Raw genomic sequence first — 20,421 nt, forward strand, 5'->3', positions numbered from 1 at the left:
ATATTGTATTCGACAAAGAGAAATATATTCTCTTATTTTTATACATATTTCCCGAGAAATAATCATAAGTATATTTTTATTTGTCATTAATTAGATGTGACCCTTGCATTAGAAAGTTTAGTACAAGTTTTGCTTCTTCTTCGTTTTCTACTTCAACTACAATATCATTAGGATTTTCATTAACTATATACATCGCTCCTATTATTGATTTTGCATTTACTGAATATTCTCCAGATTTAAGATATACTTTTCCCTTTAGTTTAGATACAAATTCTACAAATCTGTTTATATCTTCTACCTTCATAAAAGTAACTCTCATTTTATCATCTCCTTATATTATTTTTCAATTATATGATACACATAATTTATTAAATCTAAACGCAAAAAGAGAACCCCAAATGGGATTCTCTGAATAATTTCTAGTATATTCCTTGTGCCATCATTGCTTCTGCAACTTTTTTGAATCCAGCTATGTTAGCACCAGCAACTAAGTTGTAACCAAATCCATATTCCTCAGCAGCTTGCTTAGCATTTTCATGGATGTTGATCATTATTTGATGTAATTTAGCATCTACTTCTTCTCTAGTCCAAGCAAGTCTCATGCTGTTTTGAGACATTTCAAGAGCAGAAGTTGCAACTCCACCAGCGTTAGCAGCTTTAGCAGGTCCTACTATAACTCCATTAGCTAAGAAGTATTCTACAGCTTCGTTAGTACATGGCATGTTAGCTCCTTCAGCAACATACTTAACTCCGTTTGCAACTATTTGTTTAGCATGCTCTAAAGTAATGTCGTTTTGGATTGCACATGGCATTACTATGTCAACTTTAACATTCCATGGTTTTTCTCCTGCAACGAACTCAACACCGTATTTATCTGCATAGTCTTTAACTCTAGCACCTTTGTTTTCTTTTAACATTTCAACTAAGTAATCTATTTTTTCTCCAGTTATTCCTTCTGGATCGTAGATGTATCCGTCTGGTCCAGAAAGCGTAACTACTTTACCACCTAAATCAGCAACTTTTTGGCATGCTCCCCAAGCAACGTTACCAAATCCTGAAACAGCTACTGTTTTACCTTCGAAAGTTTCTCCATTATGCTTAAGCATTTCGTTACAGAAGTAAGTTACACCAAATCCTGTAGCTTCAGGTCTTATTAAGCTTCCTCCGTAAGATAATCCTTTTCCAGTAAGAACTCCGTTTTCGAATGCTCCTCTGATTCTTCTGTAGTGTCCATACATGTATCCTATTTCTCTTGCTCCAACACCGATATCTCCAGCTGGAACGTCTACATCTGGTCCTATATGTCTGTAAAGCTCTGTCATGAAGCTTTCGCAGAATCTCATTATTTCAGCATCAGACTTTCCTCTAGCATCGAAATCTGATCCACCTTTTCCTCCTCCTATTGGAAGTCCAGTTAATGAGTTTTTGAATATTTGCTCAAATCCTAAGAATTTGATTATTCCTGAGTAAACTGTTGGATGGAATCTAATTCCTCCTTTGTATGGTCCTATAGCTCCATTGAATTGAACTCTCATTCCACGGTTTACTTGTACATTTCCTTGATCGTCAACCCAAGGCACTTTAAATGATATCATTCTTTCAGGCTCAATCATTCTCTCTAAAAGATTAGCTTTTATGTACTCTGGATGTTTTTCTAATACTGGAGTTAAAGAATGTAATACTTCCTCAACTGCTTGAATAAATTCTGGTTCACTAGCATTTCTAGCTTTTGTATTTTCTAATACTTTCGCTATGTACTCTTTAGGACTTAAAACTTGGTTTTCCATATTAAGAAGCCCCCTTCATTTATTTTTATTTGTAGAATCTTGTTACAATTTGTTGAAAACATTTTCCCTGTCTCCTAATTGGATTATAACATAGTGATTTCACCTTTGTAAATATCATTTATGAATTATTTATCAAAGTATATTCTCACTATATTTATATTTATAGCTAGTATATTTAGAAGTGTCATATTTTCTAAGCTTTTTAATATATTCTGTTGAATTTTATATGATGGAGATATTAAATTACCATACTTCATTCCAACTTTTATATTTATTTCTATTCCTTTCGATAAATCACTTACCTCTATTGCATATACTCTTATATCTTCATTTAGGTTTGATATTTCATAGTCAATTATCTGAATAATCGCTCTTTCTGATATAAAGTATTTTCCAAGGTAGCTAAACGTAGGTCTAACCAATGTTTTCTCTACTTCTTCAACCTCACTATTTTTATTCTTGAATAGAAGTTTTATTGGATTTCTAAACATTCCAGAAAAATGTCTTTTTACCTCGAATGTCGGAAGTGGAACTATGTGTATGCCTTCTTGCAATCTACTTGTCTTGGCTTTTTCTATTTCTTCTTTTGTGGCTATATCGTATATACTTATTTCTTTATGTACTTTTCCAAGTTCTAATCTATCACATATTATATTTATCATTCTTCTAGAAGTTCCAATTACAAGTATTTTATCTACATTATTTCTTTTTATAGCTTCTTTTACCTTATTTTTATGAACTACATCTTCAAATATAGCTCTTCTTACAGCTTCCATTTTTGTTGATGCCCTCTTAGCCGAAACTCCTGCTATTATCTTGTTTTTATGTATGAGTATTCCGTCATCTATTATGTACTCTATATCATTTTCATAAGATACCTTCAATGCTCTATAACTTTTTCCTGTACCACTTGGTCCAACTAAAGAATATACTTTCATAGACACCTCTCTGATTTTGTTATTATTTAATATTATATCAAAAAAAGAAAGGTATTTTTACCTTTCTTTCTCCATATTTCTAGTAGCAACTATATCTACTCCAGTATTAAGTATATTCTCAACTATAATATCTCCTAATTTTATAGGTGCTTCTACAACTATATCATCTAGATATTCCATTATTTCGAATATCATCTCTTTAGGAACAGCATCTTTTGTCTTTACAGGTATTAATCTAAGCTGCCCATTATTTATTCTAACAGTAGTAGTTATCATTCTTTTAGGATTTGTAACTTCTTCTATTGCGTATTTTTCTCCTCTTTTACATTTGTTTAAGCTAACTTTGTAATCTTTAGAATCTGTTTTTTCTATACTCATCCTACATCCTATAGGACAAACTATACAAACAAGATCTCTTTGCATATTTACGCCCCCTCTACACAAATTTCTATATCACCATTTATTTTCTTTAGAATATGTGGAGATAATTTGATATTTTCCATCTCAGAAGGTATCATATGCAGTCTACTCTTTTCTAGTATTATTTTTTCTCCACATCTTATAATTAGCTTCTTGTTTTCGTATATATTTCTAACCCTCATAAATAAGTCGATGTTTTCGTTACTGTTAGTATCTATGTATTGAGGAACAATGTAGCTTATTCCATTTCCTCCTTTTGTTTTTACATATGATTTATCTTTATTTTCTCCTAGTGCATATATAGCTGCATTTCTTCCTGCTATTCTGCTTTCCTTGGTTACAAAATCAACTAAATCATGAACATGAACAACATTTCCGCACGCAAATATTCCTTCTATATTAGTTTCCATACTACTATTTACAACAGGTCCTCTAGTTGTATTATCAAGATTTATATTAACCTCTCTTGAAAGTTCATTTTCAGGAATCAATCCAACGGATAATAATAATGTATCACACTCTATAAATTTTGAACTCTCATGGATTATATCCATATTTTCATCAAGCTTTGATATAGTAACTCCATTCACTCTATCCCTTCCATGTACATAACTTATACAGTGACTTAATAAAAGAGGTATATTGTAATCATTAAGGCACTGTACTATATTTCTATTAAGTCCACTAGAAAACGGATTTCTTTCAACAACAGCCTCTACCTTAGCTCCTTCTAATGTAAGTCTTCTAGCCATTATAAGTCCTATATCCCCTGAACCATATATAACTACCCTCTTACCAACCATATATCCTTCCATATTCATAAATCTTTGAGCAGCACCAGCTGTATATATCCCTGCTCCTCTATATCCCGGAACATCTATTGCTCCTCTTGACCTTTCTATACATCCCATAGCTAAAACTATTGCTCTTGCACTTATATCTATAAGTCCTCTTTCACCAAGAGCTACTATATTTCTATTTTCATCTATACTCAAAACCATAGTATTTAGCATATATTCTATATTAAATTCTTTCACCATATCTATAAATCTACTAGCATACTCTGGTCCTGTTAACTCCTCTTTAAATTCATGCAATCCAAAACCATTGTGTATACACTGATTTAATATTCCTCCTAATTCCCTATCTCTTTCTAATATTATCACTTTCTTAGCACCTGTTCTTTTTGCTTCAATAGCAGCACCTAGTCCTGCTGGCCCTCCTCCAATTATAACAACATCATATTTCAATTTTCTCACCCCTCATTTCCTTTACTTTTCCTAGTATCATATTTGAATTTCTGTGTTCTTTAAGGACATCTTCCATATCTATATTTAGCTCTCTTGAAAGTATCTCTAAAACTCTAGGCCCACAAAATCCACCTTGACATTTTCCCATTCCTGGTCGTATTCTTCTTTTTATTCCATCTAAAGTTTTAGCTCCTGCATTTCTATGAATAGCATTTATTATTTCACCTTCCGTTACAGTTTCACATCTACATATTATTTTTGAATGCTTATCATTCTTAGCTATAGCTTCCTTTCTTTCTTCTTTAGTCATATGAATAAATGGTTTTTCTATTTTTCTATATGGATTAAAATTTTCTTTCTTATTTAAATTCAATCCTTCCTTTTTTAAAATATCTACAACATATGTAGCTATGGCTGGTGCAGCTGTAAGACCTGGTGATTCTATGCCTCCAACATTTATAAATCCTTTGGCCTTACTTGATGGGAATATCATAAAATCTCTAGTATTAGGAGTTGCCCTAAGACCTGCAAATGATGTTATTGTCTTTGATATATCTATATCTGGAACAGATTTTTTGGATAAATCCCTAACTAAACTCAAACCTTCATAGCTAGTACATACATCATCTTTATCATCTACTTCAATAGCTGTAGGACCTACTAATATATTTCCATGTACTGTAGGAGTTACAAGTATTCCTTTTCCTTTTTTAGTAGGACATTGAAATATAACACTATTTATAATTTTCCCTTCAGATCTATCTAGTACTCTATACTCTCCTTTTCTTGGAATAATGTAGTATTCATCTCCTCCTATCATATTGTTTATTCTATCTGCATACACCCCTGCAGCATTTACTACGTACCTTGCTTTCATATTTCCTTTTGTAGTTTTTATTAAAAATCCTTCTTCTTCAGTTTCTATACCTAAAACCTCACAATCTGTTTTTAGTTGTACCCCATTGTCTATACTATTTTCCATTAAAGCTACTGTAAGGTTAAAAGGACAAACTATTCCTGCACTTGAACAATGAAGTGCTCCAACTACATCATCACTTATATTAGGCTCAATTAATTTTGTTTCTTCTTTATTTAGGATTTTCAGGCCATCTACTTTATTTTCTATACCTCTATCATAAAGCTCTTTTATCCTTATCATTTCTTCTTCACTAAATGCTAAAACTAAAGATCCTACTCTTTTGAAATGCACATCTAACTTTCTACACAAATCATCGTACATCTTATTCCCTTCTACATTTAATTTTGCTTTCAAAGTTCCAGGGTAAGCATCATATCCACCATGAACTATGGCACTATTTGCCTTTGTTGTTCCCTGACATACCTCTATACCCTTTTCCAAAACAACTATATCTATTTCATATTTTGAAAGTTCTCTAGATATGCTAGCTCCTACTACACCAGCTCCTATTATCGCTACATCAAACATATAATCATCTCCTTTTTCTTAAAAATACAAAAAGAGAGCCTAATATACTAGGCCCTCTCTCGTCTCTATGCCTTAAAGTCAATTCTTATGCTTCAGTTAATGCAAGTTCCTCATTATCTTCTTTTTCCCACTCTAATGCTCTTTTAACTGCTTTTTTCCATCCACTATAAAGCTTTATTCTTTTATTTTCATCCATATTAGGAGTGAATTCTCTATCTATTGACCATTTCTGTTTTATCTCTTCTTTGCTAGACCAAAATCCTACTGCAAGACCTGCTAAATATGCTGCTCCTAAAGCAGTTGTTTCTATAACACTTGGTCTATAAACAGGAACATCTAATATATCTGCTTGGAATTGCATCAGGAAATTATTAGCAGATGCTCCTCCATCTACTTTAAGTCCCTTAAGCTCTATATTTGAATCTTCCTGCATAGCATTTAGAACATCTTTAGTTTGGTAATCTATAGATTCTAGTGTTGCTCTAACTATATGCTCTCTTTTAGCACCTCTAGTTAAACCTACTATAGATCCTCTTGCATACATATCCCAGTATGGAGCTCCAAGACCAGTAAATGCTGGAACCACATAAACTCCATTCGTATCCTCAACACTATTTGCGTAAAACTCAGATTGTTGAGCATTATATATAAGTCTTAATTCATCTCTAAGCCACTGTATAGATGCACCACCTATGAATATACTTCCTTCTAATGCATATTCAACTTTTCCATCTACTCCCCAAGCTATAGTTGTTAGAAGTCCATTATTTGAATACACAAGATTTGTTCCTGTATTCATAAGCATAAAGCATCCTGTTCCATAGGTATTCTTTGCCATTCCTTCTTCAAAACAAGCTTGACCAAATAGTGCCGCTTGCTGATCTCCTGCATCTCCTGCTATTGGAATTTGAGCTCCTCCAAATGTATGTATATCAGTAGTTCCATATACATGACTTGAAGGCTTAACATCTGGAAGCATAGACATTGGTATATCTAGTTCTTTAAGTATATCTTCATCCCATTTAAGTTCTTTTATATTATAAAGCATTGTTCTTGATGCATTAGAGTAGTCAGTAACATGAACTTTTCCTCTAGTTAAATTCCATATAATCCATGTATCAATATTTCCAAATAACAATTCTCCTTTGTTAGCTTTTTCTCTAGCACCTTCTACATTATCTAATATCCACTTTATCTTAGTTCCCGAAAAATAAGCATCAACTACAAGACCAGTTTTTTCTTTTATCTCTTTTTCTAGACCTTTTCTTTTTAATTCATCGCATATATTTGCAGTTCTTCTACACTGCCAAACTATAGCATTGTATATAGGCTTTCCGGTATTTTTATCCCAAACTACAGTAGTTTCTCTTTGATTTGTTATTCCTATAGCTGCTATTTCATCTGGTCTTATTCCTGTTCTTTCCAAAACTTCTCTTGCAACTCCACTTTGAGTACCCCATATCTCCATAGGATCATGTTCAACCCATCCTGCCTTAGGATATATCTGAGTAAATTCCTTTTGAGATGTTCCAACTATATTAGCATCATGATCAAATAGTATTGCTCTTGAACTTGTAGTTCCTTGGTCTAAAGCCATTATATATTTTTTCATATTTCTCCCCCTAATTATTTGCTCTTTCTTTTACGTTAGACTCTAAGTACTTTCTTACTCCCTTATCATAAACAATTCCACCAACTAAAGCTCCTATTACAGGCCCTACTATAGGCACCCAGAAATAATTATTAACTCCAAATGCAATTTTTCCCCATCCAGCAATATATGCAAATAATTTAGGTCCAAAATCTCTAGCTGGATTCATTGCAAACCCTGTTAGACTTCCAAATGAAGAGCCTATTATCGCTATGGTCAAACCTATTATAACAGGAACCATGTTTGACTTAGGAGCTGCACTATTTCTATCATCTGTAATCGCAAATATAACCATAACTAAGAACATAGTTATAACTATTTCTACAAAAAGTGCCTCAAAGTTATTTAGATAAGATTTTGGATAAGTAGAAAATATTCCTGCATTTGCTAAACTTTCAACACTTCCTCTTATTATATTGTTGCTTTTTTCAAACTCTATGAATGCATCTTTATAAAGTAAATATGTAGTTGCAGCACCTGCAAAAGTTCCTAGAAATTGTGAAACTATATATGGTCCTACCTTTTTCTTAGGAAAATCCCTATACGCAGTAAGTGCCAAAGTTACAGCTGGATTTATGTGAGTTCCAGATACTGCACTTGTTACATAAATAGCCATAGTAACTCCTAAACCCCATATAATACTTATCTCCCACTGGGTAACAGGTGCACCATTTAAAACTAGTGATGCAACGCACCCTGAGCCTATGAATAGCAAAATCCAAGACCCAATAAATTCTGAAATACACTCTCCTAATAACGTTTTCCTCATGAATATATCCCCCCCTAAATTTTACACAAAAAAGAGAGAGCCACTCTATCACAAAATGGCTCTCTCTTCTCTTGCCGATTTACTATATACTATTCATGATTATATTTTAATATGACTATAAATTAATGTCAATTATTTTTAAAATTTTCTGTATATTTATTACTTTGCTACTTCAAACATACCTTTTGTATTGTTTGCTATTTTAACAAGTGCAAGCATGAGAGGAACTTCTACTAATACACCAACAACTGTAGCAAGTGCTGCTCCAGATTGAAGCCCAAACAAAGATATAGCAACTGCAACTGCAAGTTCAAAGAAGTTACTTGCTCCTATCATTGCTCCAGGAGCCGCTATATTATGAGGTAATTTCCAAACTTTAGCCCATAAGTAAGCTACAAAGAAAATTAATAATGTTTGAATAATTAGTGGTACAGCTATTAAAGCTATATGAATTGGATTGTTTAATATTACTTCTCCTTGGAAAGAGAAAATTATAATAAGCGTAAGTAAAAGCCCTATTATAGTAACATTATTGAATTTCTTTAGGAACACATTTTCAAAATAATCTAATCCTTTTTTCTCTATTATATACTTTCTTGAAAAATATCCTCCAGCAAGTGGAACAACTATAAATAATACAACAGATAAAAATAGCGTATCATATGGAACTGCTACATTAGTTACTCCAAGTAAAATAGCAACTATTGGTGTGAATGCAACAAGTAGTATAAGGTCATTTACAGCAACTTGAACTAAAGTATAAGCAGGATCTCCATCAGTTAAGTGACTCCAAACAAATACCATTGCTGTACAAGGAGCTGCACCTAATAAAACTGCTCCTGCTAGATAATCAGATGCTAAGTCAGCTGGTATAAAGGCTTTAAATACTACCTTTAAGAAAAATGCTGCTATCAAATACATAGTAAAAGGTTTTATAAGCCAGTTAGTAACACATGTTACAGTAAGACCTTTTGGCCTTTTCGTAGCTTCAACTATACTTGTAAAGTCAATCTTTAACATCATAGGATAAATCATAAGCCATATTAATATTGCAACTGGTATAGATACTTTTGCATACTCAAATTTGCTAAGAGTTTCTGGGAGTGCTGGGAAAAGCTGACCTATAGCTACCCCTATTACTATACAAAGAGTAACCCAAACTGTCAGGTATCTTCCAAAGAAGTCTAATCCACCACTTTTTTTAGTTTCGTTTGACATTTTATCACTCCTTTAATTTTTATTCTTCTATGCATTTATTTTTAACTTTATTGCAAATACATCCATCTTTATATGATGTTATATTTTTTATAAATTCACATATAAGCTTAATATTATCAGTATTTATAGAGTAAAATACCCATTTTCCTTTCTTTTGTGAATTTACAAGTCCTGATTGTTGAAGTATCTTCATATGATGTGAGATAGTTGGCTGTGTCAACTCTAATCCTTCCATAATGTCACAAGCACACATTTCTCCACACGAAAGCATTTCTAATATCATTAGTCTATTTTTATCTGATAGTGCTTTAAATATCTCTACTTTTTCTTCCATCTTCAGTCTCCTTACATTATATGAATAGATATATTTAAATGTGTCTATATACATAATAATTTTATTCATGAAATTTGTCAATTCATTTATTGTTAAGTTTTTGAGTAAGAAGACCTGAAAAATCAGATCTTCTTTTTAATTATTCTTCCCAAAGCTTTGAGTTAGTAGTAGACACGGATACAGCTCCACTTTTTAGAGCATCCATTATGTCTTCCTTTGTTTTTATAAGCCCTCCCGCTATAAGAGGTATGCTTGTTTCATCTTTCAACCTTTTTATGACTTTTGGCATAATTCCAGGCATTATTTCTATCGCAGATGGTCTTACTTTCTTTATACTATCCATAGCACTTTCTAAAGACATTGAATCTAGTATAAAAAATCTTTGCACTACATTTATATTTTTCTCTATAGCCCTTTTTACTATATTTACTTTTGTACTTATTATTCCATCTACTTTTATATTTTCATGTATGTAATCTACTATTATAGGATTTGAGGCTATTCCACTTATCATATCAAGATGTATAAAAACTTTCTTATCGTTCTTTTTTATGATTTCTACTTTATCTCTTAAAGTAAGTATATCCCCATAAAGTAAAAATACTATCTCACAGTCTGATTTAATTGCACTATTGAATGTTTCATCACTTTTTACTGCAGCTATTACTGGATTATATTCTAATATTTCCCTCATAATTATGCCCCCTATATCATTAAGTAATACTGTTATTATACATATCTATCATAAATTTCACAATATTCACTATTATTAATGCAATTATTTATTTCAAAATCCCTTTTCAAATTGTATTTATATGGATATAATAGTAGTATCAGTTGTGTCTTTATGATACGTACTGAAAATATATTTATAAATACCAAGGAGGTAATTCATATGGCTTACATAATCAACGATGCTTGCATAAGCTGTGGAGCTTGCGAACCAGAATGTCCAGTTAGCTGCATAAGTGCTGGAGATGATATCTATGTTATAGATGCAGATGTTTGCATCGACTGTGGAGCTTGTGCTGGAGTATGTCCAGTTGACGCACCTCAACCAGAATAATAAAGTAAAGAAGCTACCAAATTATTTGGTAGCTTCTTCATTTTCATTAAGTAAATATGATAATGTAAATAAGCTTTCTTTTAAGTGGACATTTTCTACAACTACATCATCTGGCAAATGTAAATCTATAGGTGCAAAATTCCATATACCTTTTATTCCTGCTCTTACTAATATGTCTGCAACTTGTTGTGCTTTTTCTTTAGGAATACATATAGCCGCTATTTTTATATCGTTTTCCTTCACGTATTCTTCCATTAGTTCAACATCTAGCACTTCAAGATCTCTAATTTTAAGACCTATAATTCTTGGGTTTGCATCAAATATTGCTTTTATCTTAAATCCTGATTTTTGGAACCCTGAGTAGTTAGCAATAGCTTGACCTAAATTACCAGCCCCTACTAATATAGTGTTGTATTCTTTGTTTAGCCCTAATATCTTTCCTATCTCATCATATAATTCAGATACATTGTATCCATATCCTTGTTGTCCAAATCCCCCGAAGTTATTTAAATCTTGTCTTATTTGAGATGCAGTAAATCCTATTATCTGACTTAACTCTTTAGAAGAAATACGATTCACATCTTTATCCATAAGCTCTTTTAGATACCTATAGTATTTAGGTAATCTTCTTATTACTGCCATAGAAATTTTCTTTGACATCCTCTTTCACCCACTCTATATAGTTTTGTAAAATTCCATAAATTTTGTTTTTTTGTCATAATTATAACAAATGTCACGTTCAATGTCAAACCTATTCTGATATATTTTATCATATAGTTCGCTATTTTGAAAGTTCTCAGCTTGATTATATATATGTTAAGATTTATAATTTTATTTATGAGGAGGCTAAATTTATGATAATTTTATCTTGTAATAATATAACCAAGAGTTTTGGTATAGATACTATACTTGAAAATATAAGCTTTACTATAAATGAAGGAGATAAAGTAGGACTTGTAGGAGTTAATGGTACAGGAAAAACTACTCTGTTTAAAATAATAACAGGAGAGTACGGGTATGACTTTGGTGATATATATATATCAAAAAACACTAGCATAGGATATCTTCACCAAAATCCTAACTTCAAATCTAACAATAATATACTAGATGAAGTATTGACAGTATTCGAAGATCTTATGTTGATGGAAAAGGAACTTAGGAATTTAGAAATTCTTATATCAGATGAGAGTCAAAATAAAAACTCTAATAAACTCGAGTCTATTATGAATGAGTATTCTGCTAAGCTAGAAGAATTTAATAGCAAAAATGGATACGGATATAAATCTGAAGCTAAAGGTACTCTGAAGGGCCTTGGATTTAGCGATGAAGATTTTGAAAAAGATGTAAATATATTGTCTGGAGGAGAAAAAACGAGAGTATTACTTGCAAAATTACTTCTTAAAAAACCTGATTTATTGCTACTTGACGAACCTACAAATCACCTTGATACAGGTGCAATAGAATGGCTTGAAAATTTTCTTAAACAATACAAAGGAACTGTTATTACAGTTTCTCATGATAGATACTTCCTTGATCAGGTGGTCAATAGAATATTCGAACTTCACAACAGACGCCTTAAAGATTATAGTGGTAATTACTCAACATATATAAAGAAATCTGCCATAGAGAAGGAATTAGAACTTAAAAAATACGAACAGCAACAAGCGAGTATAAAAAAACAAGAAGATGTTATAGATAAATTAAAATCGTTCGGCAGAGAAAAGCATGTAAAAAGAGCTAGAAGTAGAGAAAAAGCACTTCAAAAGATAGATGTTTTGGATAAACCTGAAATGTATAGAAAAAAAGCTAAAATAAGGTTTGAGCCAGAGATAAGCAGTGGTTATGAGGTGTTGAATGTAGAAAATCTATCTATGGCTTATGGAGATAGAACTTTATTTAAGAATGTTTCATTTAATATATACAAGGGAGAAAAAGTAGCTTTAATAGGTCCAAACGGGATGGGTAAATCAACTATATTTAAAATACTTATGAAGGAGATTGCTCAAACTGAAGGTAAATTTAAGCTCGGTACAAATGTAAATATAGGTTACTATCATCAAGAACAAAAAACTTTAAATTTAGAAAATACTATAATAAATGAAATTTGGGATTCTAATCCTAATCTAGATCAAACTAAAATAAGAACTGTTCTAGGATCATTCTTATTTGAAGATGAGGAGGTTTTTAAGGAGATATCTAAACTAAGTGGTGGAGAAAGAGGTAGAGTAGCTCTTGCAAAGCTTATGCTATCAAAATCTAATTTTCTTTTACTAGATGAGCCTACTAATCATCTTGATATAGATTCTAAAGAAGTCCTAGAGGAAGCTTTATCTAATTACGAAGGAACTTTATTTATGATATCTCACGATAGATATTTCCTAAACACTGTAGTAAATAAGATACTTGTTCTTACCGAAGATGGAATAAAAGAATATCTAGGTAACTACGACTATTATATAGAAAAAAGAAATGAATTAAATGAAGTTCATGAGGAAGTAGAAGAAAAAACTAAGACACAAATTAAAGAGGAAAGAAAAAAGGAAAGAGAAAAAAAAGATCTAGAGAAAAAGCAAAGGATTGAAAGAGAAAAAGTTGAAAAGGAAATAGAAAAGATAGAACTTGAGTTAGAACAAATAGATATATTAATGTGTCAAGAGGAAGTGTATTCAAATGAAGAAAAATGCAGAGAAGTAAATAAGAAAAAACAAGAGTTAAGTTCTAACTTAGAAAATCTGTATGAGAAATGGGAAAGTTTGATGTAGAAAAATCTGCACTTTTGTAAACTTATTTATGTTTTTTAGTTGACATATAACTTCAATCTATGTAAACTATATTTGTCAACATAATGCATATTGTAAGTTAACAAAAGGAGGATATTATGAAAACTAAAGATTTGATACTAGTGTCTTTATTCGCAGCTATAACAGCTATATTTTCTCAAATTTCAATACCTATTCAACCAGTACCTATAACATTTCAAGTTCTTGCGGTTGCACTGGCTGGTGCATTTTTAGGCAGAAAGCATGGATTTTTATCTCAAGTTGTATATCTTTTATTAGGTGCAATAGGAGCTCCTGTATTTGCAGGATTTAAGGGAGGATTTAATTTCTTAATAGGTCCTACTGGAGGATATTTATTCGCTTTTCCAATAGCAGCTTATTTAATAGGTATGCTCTCTGAAAGAAAAGGTATTATAAATATGTTCATAGGTATGCTGTTAGGGATTATTTCTATATATACATTAGGAATGCTTCAATTAAAAGTTGTTCTTAATTTAAGTATTCAGGAGGCATTTGCTGCAGGTGTTGCTCCATTTTTAGTTCTTGATATAATAAAAATGGCGTTTGCTTCATTTATTGCAAATGAAGTGCTAAAAAGAACTAACATGCTTCAAAGAGCATAAATTTAAGCCCTTGATTATAATCAAGGGCTTTATATTCTATTTTTGTCCTAGTTTTAAATTAGGAACAGCATTTAAATATAAATCTGAAACCTTTCCATTTAAATAGTCGTAGTATGCTGCACATCCTATCATTGCTGCATTGTCTGTACATAAGGATAAAGGTGGATATTTTATATCTATATTGTATTCCTTTCCTTTCTCGCTTAGCTTTTCTCTAAGACCAGAGTTTGCTGCAACTCCTCCTGCTAATACTACTTTGTCATATCCCTTAACTCTTGCTGCTTTTATAGACTTATCTACTAATACATCAAGAACTGCTTCTTGAAAAGACGCAGCCACATCTTCTACAACTATCTCTTCGTTTTTCATTTTCTTAGAGTTTAGATAATTAAGTACTGCCGATTTTAGACCACTAAAGCTAAAATCGAAGCTATCTTCTTCTAGATATATTCTTGGAAAATCTATAGCTTTCTTGTTACCTATCTTAGATAACTTATCTATCTTAGGCCCTCCAGGATATCCTAAATTAAGAGCTCTTGCTATCTTATCGAATGCTTCTCCTGCAGCATCATCTCTAGTTTTTCCTAGTATTTCATACTCTCCATATCCTTTTACTTCAACTAAATGAGTATGTCCACCAGAAACTATAAGACATACAAATGGTGGTTCAAGGTCCTTATGCTCTATAAAATTTGCTGCTATATGGCCTTCTATATGGTTTACCCCAACTAATGGGATATCTAAAGCAAATGACAATGCTTTAGCACTTGAAAGTCCAACCAAAAGTGCTCCAACAAGTCCAGGTCCATATGTAACTCCTATTACGTCTATATCCTTAAAGCTTAATTTAGCTTCATCTAATGCACTTTGTATAACTAACTCTATATTTTCTATGTGCTTTCTCGAGGCAACCTCTGGGACTACTCCGCCAAATTTTTTGTGAAGATCTATTTGAGTTGAAACCACATTAGATAAAATTTCTCTACCATTTTTTAATATAGCAGCGCAAGTTTCATCACAACTGCTTTCTATAGCCAAAGTAATTATGTCTTTCATATCCACACTCCTTTATAACTCTTTCCACATAATAAGAGCATCTTCTTTATTATCGCTATAATACTCAGGTCTTACCCCTACCATCTTGAATCCGTACTTTGTGTATAAATTCTGTGCAATCACATTTGACCTTCTAACCTCAAGTGTCATAGATAAAATATTATTTTTTCTGCACTCACTTATCAATCCTTCTACAACTACATTTCCAAGTCCTTTACCAGTATAGTCTGGATGAACTGCAATATTTGTTATATGACCTTCATCTACTATAAGCCATATACCTCCAAATGCTACTACCTTTGAGTTATATTCTATTACAACATATCTTGCAAGTTTGTTTGAAAGCTCCTTTTTAAATGCATCTTTATTCCAAGGTATAGGAAATACTAAGTTTTCTATCTCAACTAAATCATCTATATCACTTTCTCTTAGATTTCTTACTACTATGTTATTCATTGTTATTCATCCTTTTTAACTTCTCTTCATACTGAACTTCTGCTTGGGATTTTCTTATATATAGTGGCTCTACTTTTTTGTAATCGAGTGTATCTCCGCTTTCGTATTTTTGAAGTGCTATCTGACATACACTAGATGCCTTAGATAACTTGTGTGAATTTGGAGCAATATATATATTTCCTAGTTTGTTTAGCTTTTCTCTATGTATATCTACTCCTTCTCCTAATAAAACTATCTCATCATATCTATCATTAAGCTCATCTATAAGATCATCTATATTCTTTACACTCATCTCCTCAATACTTACAAGAGTATTGCTTTCCCATGTATATTTAGATGTATATACATCACTTCTTTGAGCATCTATTATAGGACATATTATTCCTTTAGAAAAATTCATATTAAACGCTAATGCTTCTAAGCTATTTACAGGAGCTATAGGTATATTTCTAACGTGTGCAATTGCCTTTGCTGTTGCAACACCAATTCTAAGTCCTGTGAAAGACCCAGGGCCTATACATACTCCTATCAAATCTATATCATCAACTTTCATATCACAGCTTCTAAATATTTCACTTATCATCGGCATCAAATTTTCAGAATGATTCTTTTTATAATTTATAGTGTATTCTGCTATTAACTTATCTTCATCCATTATAGCAACAGTTGCTACTTGAGAAGATGTATCTATTCCTAATATCTTCATTAGCTTAACAACTCCTTAACTAATTTCTCGTATTCATCTCCAATTGGATTTAAAATCATTTCTCTTCCCTCTTGTAAGTATTTAAGCTCTATCCAAAGACAATCTTTAGGTATTATATCTTCTATAAGATTTGCCCACTCTATTATACATACTCCATTTCCATTTATGTATTCATCAAATCCTATATCATACATTTCCTCACTACACCCTATTCTATAAACATCAAAATGGTAAAGAGGAATATCACCATCATATTCATGTACTATAGTAAATGTAGGGCTAGTAATATATTCATCTATACCTAATCCTTTTGCAATGCTTTGAGTAAGTGTAGTTTTTCCAGCTCCTAAATCTCCCTTAAGACATATTACATTTCCTTTATTTAGTAGCTTTCCTAGTTTATATCCAATTTCCTTAGTATATTCCTCATCTTTTAGAACTAGCTTCTCCATTTTTATCTTCTCCAATCTATTGCCATAATATATTTAAATATAATTTTCCATCTACACAATTTCTTATGTATTATAGCAAAAAAGAAAGTAGGTTAAAACCTACTTTTTAAGAAGAACACGAACTCTTTTGTATAATGCTATTGTTAATACTGAAAGAAGTGCACCCTTTATTATATTAAAAGGAATTATCCCATAAATTATTAAAGTCTTAAGATCTACTATAGATTTATTAACAGCACTTCCCATTGCAATTATAGCTTCAATCGGATAAAATCTCGTATAAAAAGGTATTAATATATAGTAGTTAGCAATACCACCAACTAATCCCATAACTATAGTACCTAGTATACATCCTATTAGTGCATTTTTCTTTGTTTTATTCATATGATATATCCCTGATGATACAAATACAAATGCTCCACCAACTATAAAGTTTGCAAACTCTCCAACTCCACCTGTACTAGTCTTAAATGCAAAATGAAGTAAATTTTTTAAAAGTTCTATAAATACTCCTGCTATAGGCCCTAGTGCAAATCCTCCTATTACTGCTGGAATATCTGAAACGTCTAACTTCAGAAACTCCGGAAAAAATATAAGCGGTGTTTGAATGAACATTAATAAAAACGATAAAACAGAAAGCATAGATATTTTTACTAAGTTAGATGTTGTAAAAATTTGTTTTCTAATAGACATATGCTTATACATAATATCTCTCCTATTTATTTTATTTTTCTTGATACACAACTTCTCCATTTACAATTGTATATAATACTTTACTTTGTATATCAAGCGGAAACTCATCCCATATAACAATATCTGCATCTTTTCCTACTTCTATTGACCCTACTCTATCTTCTATACCTAACACTATTGCTGGGTTTATAGTTATAGCTTTAAGTGCATTTTCTACTGTCATTCCACTTTTTACAGCTAGTGCTGCACATAAAGTAAGATATTGCACAGGTACAACAGGGTGATCAGTCATAAGACATATAGTCATTCCTTTATTAGATAATATTCCTGGTGTTTCAAAAGTTAAGTTTCTAAGTTCTATCTTAGATCTATCAGATAAGCTAGGTCCTACAATAGCTGGATATCCTTCTTTAACTAAATGATCAACTATTAAATGTCCTTCTGTACAGTGCTCAAGAGTAAGTTTCAGGCCAAATTCTTTAGCTATTCTTATAGCAGTAAATATATCATCAGCTCTATGTGCATGAGCCTTTAGAGGAATTTCTCCTCTTAATACAGGAAGTAATGCTTCCTTTTTTATATCGTAATCCGGCTTATCATTATCTTCATCTTCCTCATGCTTTATAAGCTCATCAAGATATATTTGAGCTTCCTTTAATGTTTCTCTCAAAAGTGCAGCAGTTGCCATTCTAGTTTGAGGTGTCTTTTCATTCTTTCCATACACAGATTTCGGATTTTCTCCGAATGCTATCTTCATTCCTATAGGATCTTTTATTACCATATCATCTATTCTATCTCCATATGTCTTGATAGCTATAAATTGTCCTCCTATTACATTTGCACTTCCCGGTCCACTTGCAACAGTAGTAATTCCACCTTCTAGTGCTTCTTTGAAATTTCTATCCATAGGATTTATTGCATCTATAGCTCTTAACTGAGGAGTTATAGGATCTGTTTCTTCATTTCCATCAGCACCTTCATATCCCATACTATCTTCCCACATTCCTAAGTGAGTATGTGCATCTATAAATCCTGGGAATACAAACTTCCCTTGAGCATCTATTATTTTAGTGTCAAGTGGTGCTACTATATCTTTTCCTATTTCTATTATTTTTCCATCTTTAATAAGTATATCTCCATTTTCTATTATTCCATTTGTTATTGTATATACTTTACCATTTTTTATACATATCATATTACTTCTTCCTCTCTTATTGGAATTTTTATTATACACTTAGTCATTTCTCCCTTTATAGATTCTACAGTTATTTCTCCACCATTGTATTCTACATTCTTTTTAACTATACTAAGCCCTAGACCTGTACTCTTTTCTTTAGTTGTAAAGAATGGATCAAATATATTATTTAAAAACTCTTCATCTATCCCAGTTCCTTCATCTATTATTTCAGTAACAACATATTCTTTTTCATCATACGTATTTATGTATATATTACCTCCATCTACCATTGAATCAGCTGAGTTAAACAGTATATTTATTATAGATTCTTTTATTTCATTTTCTCTTACTAGTAAGGTCTTAGTACTATTCAGGTTCAAAATAACATTTATATCTTTACCACTAACATATCCTACATTTTGCCACTTCAGCTTTGATGTGTCTATAGCTTTTTCTATTATATCATTTATGAGTATATATTTCTTTTCCTCAGGTATATTTCTAGAAAAATCTTGTATTATCTTTATTTTATCTATAGCTTCATTAGTAACATCAGATATAGTATTTATATACTCTTTTATGTCAGAGGCCCCTTTAACTATCTGAAGAAGCTGTGTATATCCTTTTATTATAGCAAATATATTATTAAGATCGTGAACTATGCCCCCTGCAACTTCTCCCATAACTTTTATCTTATTAGTACTATCCTTTAGTTTTTTTCCATCTTCTCTCTTTCTAAAAGTATATATAAAGTCTCCTATACTTGAACATATGAAATTGATTATATAATCGTCTTCTTTTCCTTTATATGACTTTTCTTTATATCCTAAAGTTAATATCCCTACAATTTCGTTATTAGAGTATATTCTGTAGCTGTATGTAAGATCTATATCTGCGTATGAGTATTCTTTCTCTATCTTTTCGCCACCAAACATTATGGTTATAGATCCATAGTCAGCATTTGTAATATCAAGACAAGTTTTTATAGATTTTTCTATTACCTTTTCAATGTCACTTTCAAAACTAAAGCTTATTATAGAATCATTAAGTATTTGAAGATTTTTCTTATTATTTTCAAGATTTCTTCTATCCATCTCTGCCTTTTGAATAGACTTAAACAAAAAACCTATATTACTTAATTCTTCTCTATCTATAACTTGTCTTTTATTCTCATCATCAAATATTATTTTATCATAATATTTGGTGTATTTTTCTAGAATGTCTATAGGAAAGTCTACTATATTAAAATATGTTAATATGTTAATATCTTTATCTTCTAGTAGTTTGTCTATATACTCTCTTTGCTTTATTAATACCTTTATATTTTTAAGTATCCAATTTGAAGTTACAATTATGTATATCTTTCTTTTATCTTTATGTTTTATAGCTTCTTTTGTATCTATATTTGCATCTGTAATATACATTATTTTATCTTTATGAATAGAGTCTATATTATGGAATAGTCTATTCGTTCCTAGAAATATACAAGTTCCATCGTTTTTGAAACAATTGGATATAAACTCTTCTATAAGATCTACTCCAAATATCTCTTCAGGCCCTATTAAGCATACTTTACTAGCAAAGCTCATACATTTCCT

Annotated in this window: 22 protein-coding genes; 3 read left to right on the plus strand and 19 right to left on the minus strand. The window is 31.4% G+C overall.

All coding sequences use genetic code 11. The annotated features are described in order from the left end of the window. Positions 1 to 76: 76 nt before the first annotated feature. From CLOTH_RS05890 to CLOTH_RS05940, 11 genes are all read right to left on the minus strand, one after another. Entirely contained in the window at positions 77 to 319 is a 243-nt protein-coding gene (locus CLOTH_RS05890) for an HPr family phosphocarrier protein (protein WP_079412091.1), read from the minus strand. Between the two features lie 100 nt (positions 320 to 419). Then, positions 420 to 1,787: an NADP-specific glutamate dehydrogenase gene (gene gdhA / locus CLOTH_RS05895; protein WP_079412092.1), complete on the minus strand. Its 1,368-nt coding sequence runs from the start codon at positions 1,785 to 1,787 to the stop codon at positions 420 to 422. Between the two features lie 125 nt (positions 1,788 to 1,912). Beyond that, positions 1,913 to 2,725 (minus strand): Asp23/Gls24 family envelope stress response protein, encoded by an 813-nt coding sequence (locus tag CLOTH_RS05900; RefSeq protein ID WP_079412094.1) that lies wholly within the window; start codon positions 2,723 to 2,725, stop codon positions 1,913 to 1,915. Between the two features lie 57 nt (positions 2,726 to 2,782). Further along, complete coding sequence (locus CLOTH_RS05905; RefSeq protein WP_079412096.1) at positions 2,783 to 3,148, minus strand: DUF1667 domain-containing protein; 366 nt, start codon at positions 3,146 to 3,148, stop codon at positions 2,783 to 2,785. Between the two features lie 2 nt (positions 3,149 to 3,150). Next, positions 3,151 to 4,404, minus strand: a complete 1,254-nt coding sequence (locus CLOTH_RS05910) for an FAD-dependent oxidoreductase (protein ID WP_456297647.1) — start codon at positions 4,402 to 4,404, stop codon at positions 3,151 to 3,153. Beyond that, positions 4,385 to 5,842 carry an NAD(P)/FAD-dependent oxidoreductase gene (locus tag CLOTH_RS05915; RefSeq protein WP_079412100.1) on the minus strand — a complete coding sequence of 486 codons (1,458 nt, stop codon included), beginning with the start codon at positions 5,840 to 5,842 and terminating at the stop codon, positions 4,385 to 4,387. The genes CLOTH_RS05910 and CLOTH_RS05915 overlap by 20 nt, the downstream gene beginning before the upstream one ends. A gap of 85 nt (positions 5,843 to 5,927) precedes the next feature. Continuing rightward, a complete protein-coding gene (glpK, locus tag CLOTH_RS05920) occupies positions 5,928 to 7,454 on the minus strand; it encodes a glycerol kinase GlpK (protein ID WP_079412102.1) in 1,527 nt (508 codons plus the stop codon). A gap of 10 nt (positions 7,455 to 7,464) precedes the next feature. Next, on the minus strand, positions 7,465 to 8,262 hold the full coding sequence (locus tag CLOTH_RS05925) for an MIP/aquaporin family protein (protein ID WP_079412104.1): 798 nt from the start codon (positions 8,260 to 8,262) through the stop codon (positions 7,465 to 7,467). Between the two features lie 159 nt (positions 8,263 to 8,421). After that, positions 8,422 to 9,480: an ACR3 family arsenite efflux transporter gene (gene arsB / locus CLOTH_RS05930; protein ID WP_079412106.1), complete on the minus strand. Its 1,059-nt coding sequence runs from the start codon at positions 9,478 to 9,480 to the stop codon at positions 8,422 to 8,424. A gap of 19 nt (positions 9,481 to 9,499) precedes the next feature. Next, positions 9,500 to 9,814, minus strand: coding sequence for an ArsR/SmtB family transcription factor (locus CLOTH_RS05935; protein ID WP_079412108.1), 315 nt, complete (start codon positions 9,812 to 9,814; stop codon positions 9,500 to 9,502). Between the two features lie 139 nt (positions 9,815 to 9,953). After that, on the minus strand, positions 9,954 to 10,508 hold the full coding sequence (locus CLOTH_RS05940; protein WP_143715430.1) for a glycerol-3-phosphate responsive antiterminator: 555 nt from the start codon (positions 10,506 to 10,508) through the stop codon (positions 9,954 to 9,956). Between the two features lie 201 nt (positions 10,509 to 10,709). On the opposite strand from CLOTH_RS05940, the gene CLOTH_RS05945 reads away from it, so the two are divergent. Continuing rightward, a complete protein-coding gene (locus tag CLOTH_RS05945) occupies positions 10,710 to 10,880 on the plus strand; it encodes a 4Fe-4S binding protein (protein ID WP_079412112.1) in 171 nt (56 codons plus the stop codon). 21 nt (positions 10,881 to 10,901) lie between these two features. Here CLOTH_RS05945 and CLOTH_RS05950 read toward each other — a convergent pair whose 3' ends face one another. Further along, entirely contained in the window at positions 10,902 to 11,540 is a 639-nt protein-coding gene (locus CLOTH_RS05950) for a redox-sensing transcriptional repressor Rex (RefSeq protein WP_079412114.1), read from the minus strand. Positions 11,541 to 11,734: 194 nt separating this feature from the next. Here CLOTH_RS05950 and abc-f point away from each other — a divergent pair, with 194 nt between their 5' ends. Further along, the gene (abc-f, locus tag CLOTH_RS05955) at positions 11,735 to 13,642 is read left to right on the plus strand and encodes a ribosomal protection-like ABC-F family protein (RefSeq protein WP_079412116.1); all 1,908 of its coding nucleotides are present in this window, start codon (positions 11,735 to 11,737) and stop codon (positions 13,640 to 13,642) included. A 116-nt stretch (positions 13,643 to 13,758) separates the two neighbouring features. Then, positions 13,759 to 14,283, plus strand: coding sequence for a biotin transporter BioY (locus CLOTH_RS05960; protein ID WP_079412118.1), 525 nt, complete (start codon positions 13,759 to 13,761; stop codon positions 14,281 to 14,283). 36 nt (positions 14,284 to 14,319) lie between these two features. Here CLOTH_RS05960 and tsaD read toward each other — a convergent pair whose 3' ends face one another. From tsaD to CLOTH_RS05990, 7 genes are all read right to left on the minus strand, one after another. Further along, on the minus strand, positions 14,320 to 15,339 hold the full coding sequence (gene tsaD, locus CLOTH_RS05965) for a tRNA (adenosine(37)-N6)-threonylcarbamoyltransferase complex transferase subunit TsaD (RefSeq protein WP_143715431.1): 1,020 nt from the start codon (positions 15,337 to 15,339) through the stop codon (positions 14,320 to 14,322). 12 nt (positions 15,340 to 15,351) lie between these two features. After that, on the minus strand, positions 15,352 to 15,795 hold the full coding sequence (gene rimI, locus CLOTH_RS10530) for a ribosomal protein S18-alanine N-acetyltransferase (RefSeq protein WP_143715432.1): 444 nt from the start codon (positions 15,793 to 15,795) through the stop codon (positions 15,352 to 15,354). Beyond that, entirely contained in the window at positions 15,788 to 16,501 is a 714-nt protein-coding gene (gene tsaB / locus CLOTH_RS05970; protein ID WP_079412120.1) for a tRNA (adenosine(37)-N6)-threonylcarbamoyltransferase complex dimerization subunit type 1 TsaB, read from the minus strand. The genes rimI and tsaB overlap by 8 nt, the downstream gene beginning before the upstream one ends. Beyond that, positions 16,501 to 16,953 carry a tRNA (adenosine(37)-N6)-threonylcarbamoyltransferase complex ATPase subunit type 1 TsaE gene (gene tsaE, locus CLOTH_RS05975; protein ID WP_079412122.1) on the minus strand — a complete coding sequence of 151 codons (453 nt, stop codon included), beginning with the start codon at positions 16,951 to 16,953 and terminating at the stop codon, positions 16,501 to 16,503. Before tsaE ends, tsaB begins: the two co-directional genes overlap by 1 nt. A gap of 99 nt (positions 16,954 to 17,052) precedes the next feature. Beyond that, the gene (locus CLOTH_RS05980; RefSeq protein ID WP_079412124.1) at positions 17,053 to 17,658 is read right to left on the minus strand and encodes an ECF transporter S component; all 606 of its coding nucleotides are present in this window, start codon (positions 17,656 to 17,658) and stop codon (positions 17,053 to 17,055) included. A 19-nt stretch (positions 17,659 to 17,677) separates the two neighbouring features. Next, positions 17,678 to 18,841 carry an amidohydrolase gene (locus CLOTH_RS05985; RefSeq protein WP_079412242.1) on the minus strand — a complete coding sequence of 388 codons (1,164 nt, stop codon included), beginning with the start codon at positions 18,839 to 18,841 and terminating at the stop codon, positions 17,678 to 17,680. Beyond that, complete coding sequence (locus CLOTH_RS05990; protein ID WP_079412126.1) at positions 18,838 to 20,412, minus strand: ATP-binding protein; 1,575 nt, start codon at positions 20,410 to 20,412, stop codon at positions 18,838 to 18,840. The genes CLOTH_RS05985 and CLOTH_RS05990 overlap by 4 nt, the downstream gene beginning before the upstream one ends. Positions 20,413 to 20,421 lie beyond the last annotated feature (9 nt).

This window comes from Alkalithermobacter paradoxus (assembly GCA_002029295.1).
Taxonomy (GTDB): Bacteria; Bacillota; Clostridia; order Peptostreptococcales; family Peptostreptococcaceae; genus Alkalithermobacter; species Alkalithermobacter paradoxus.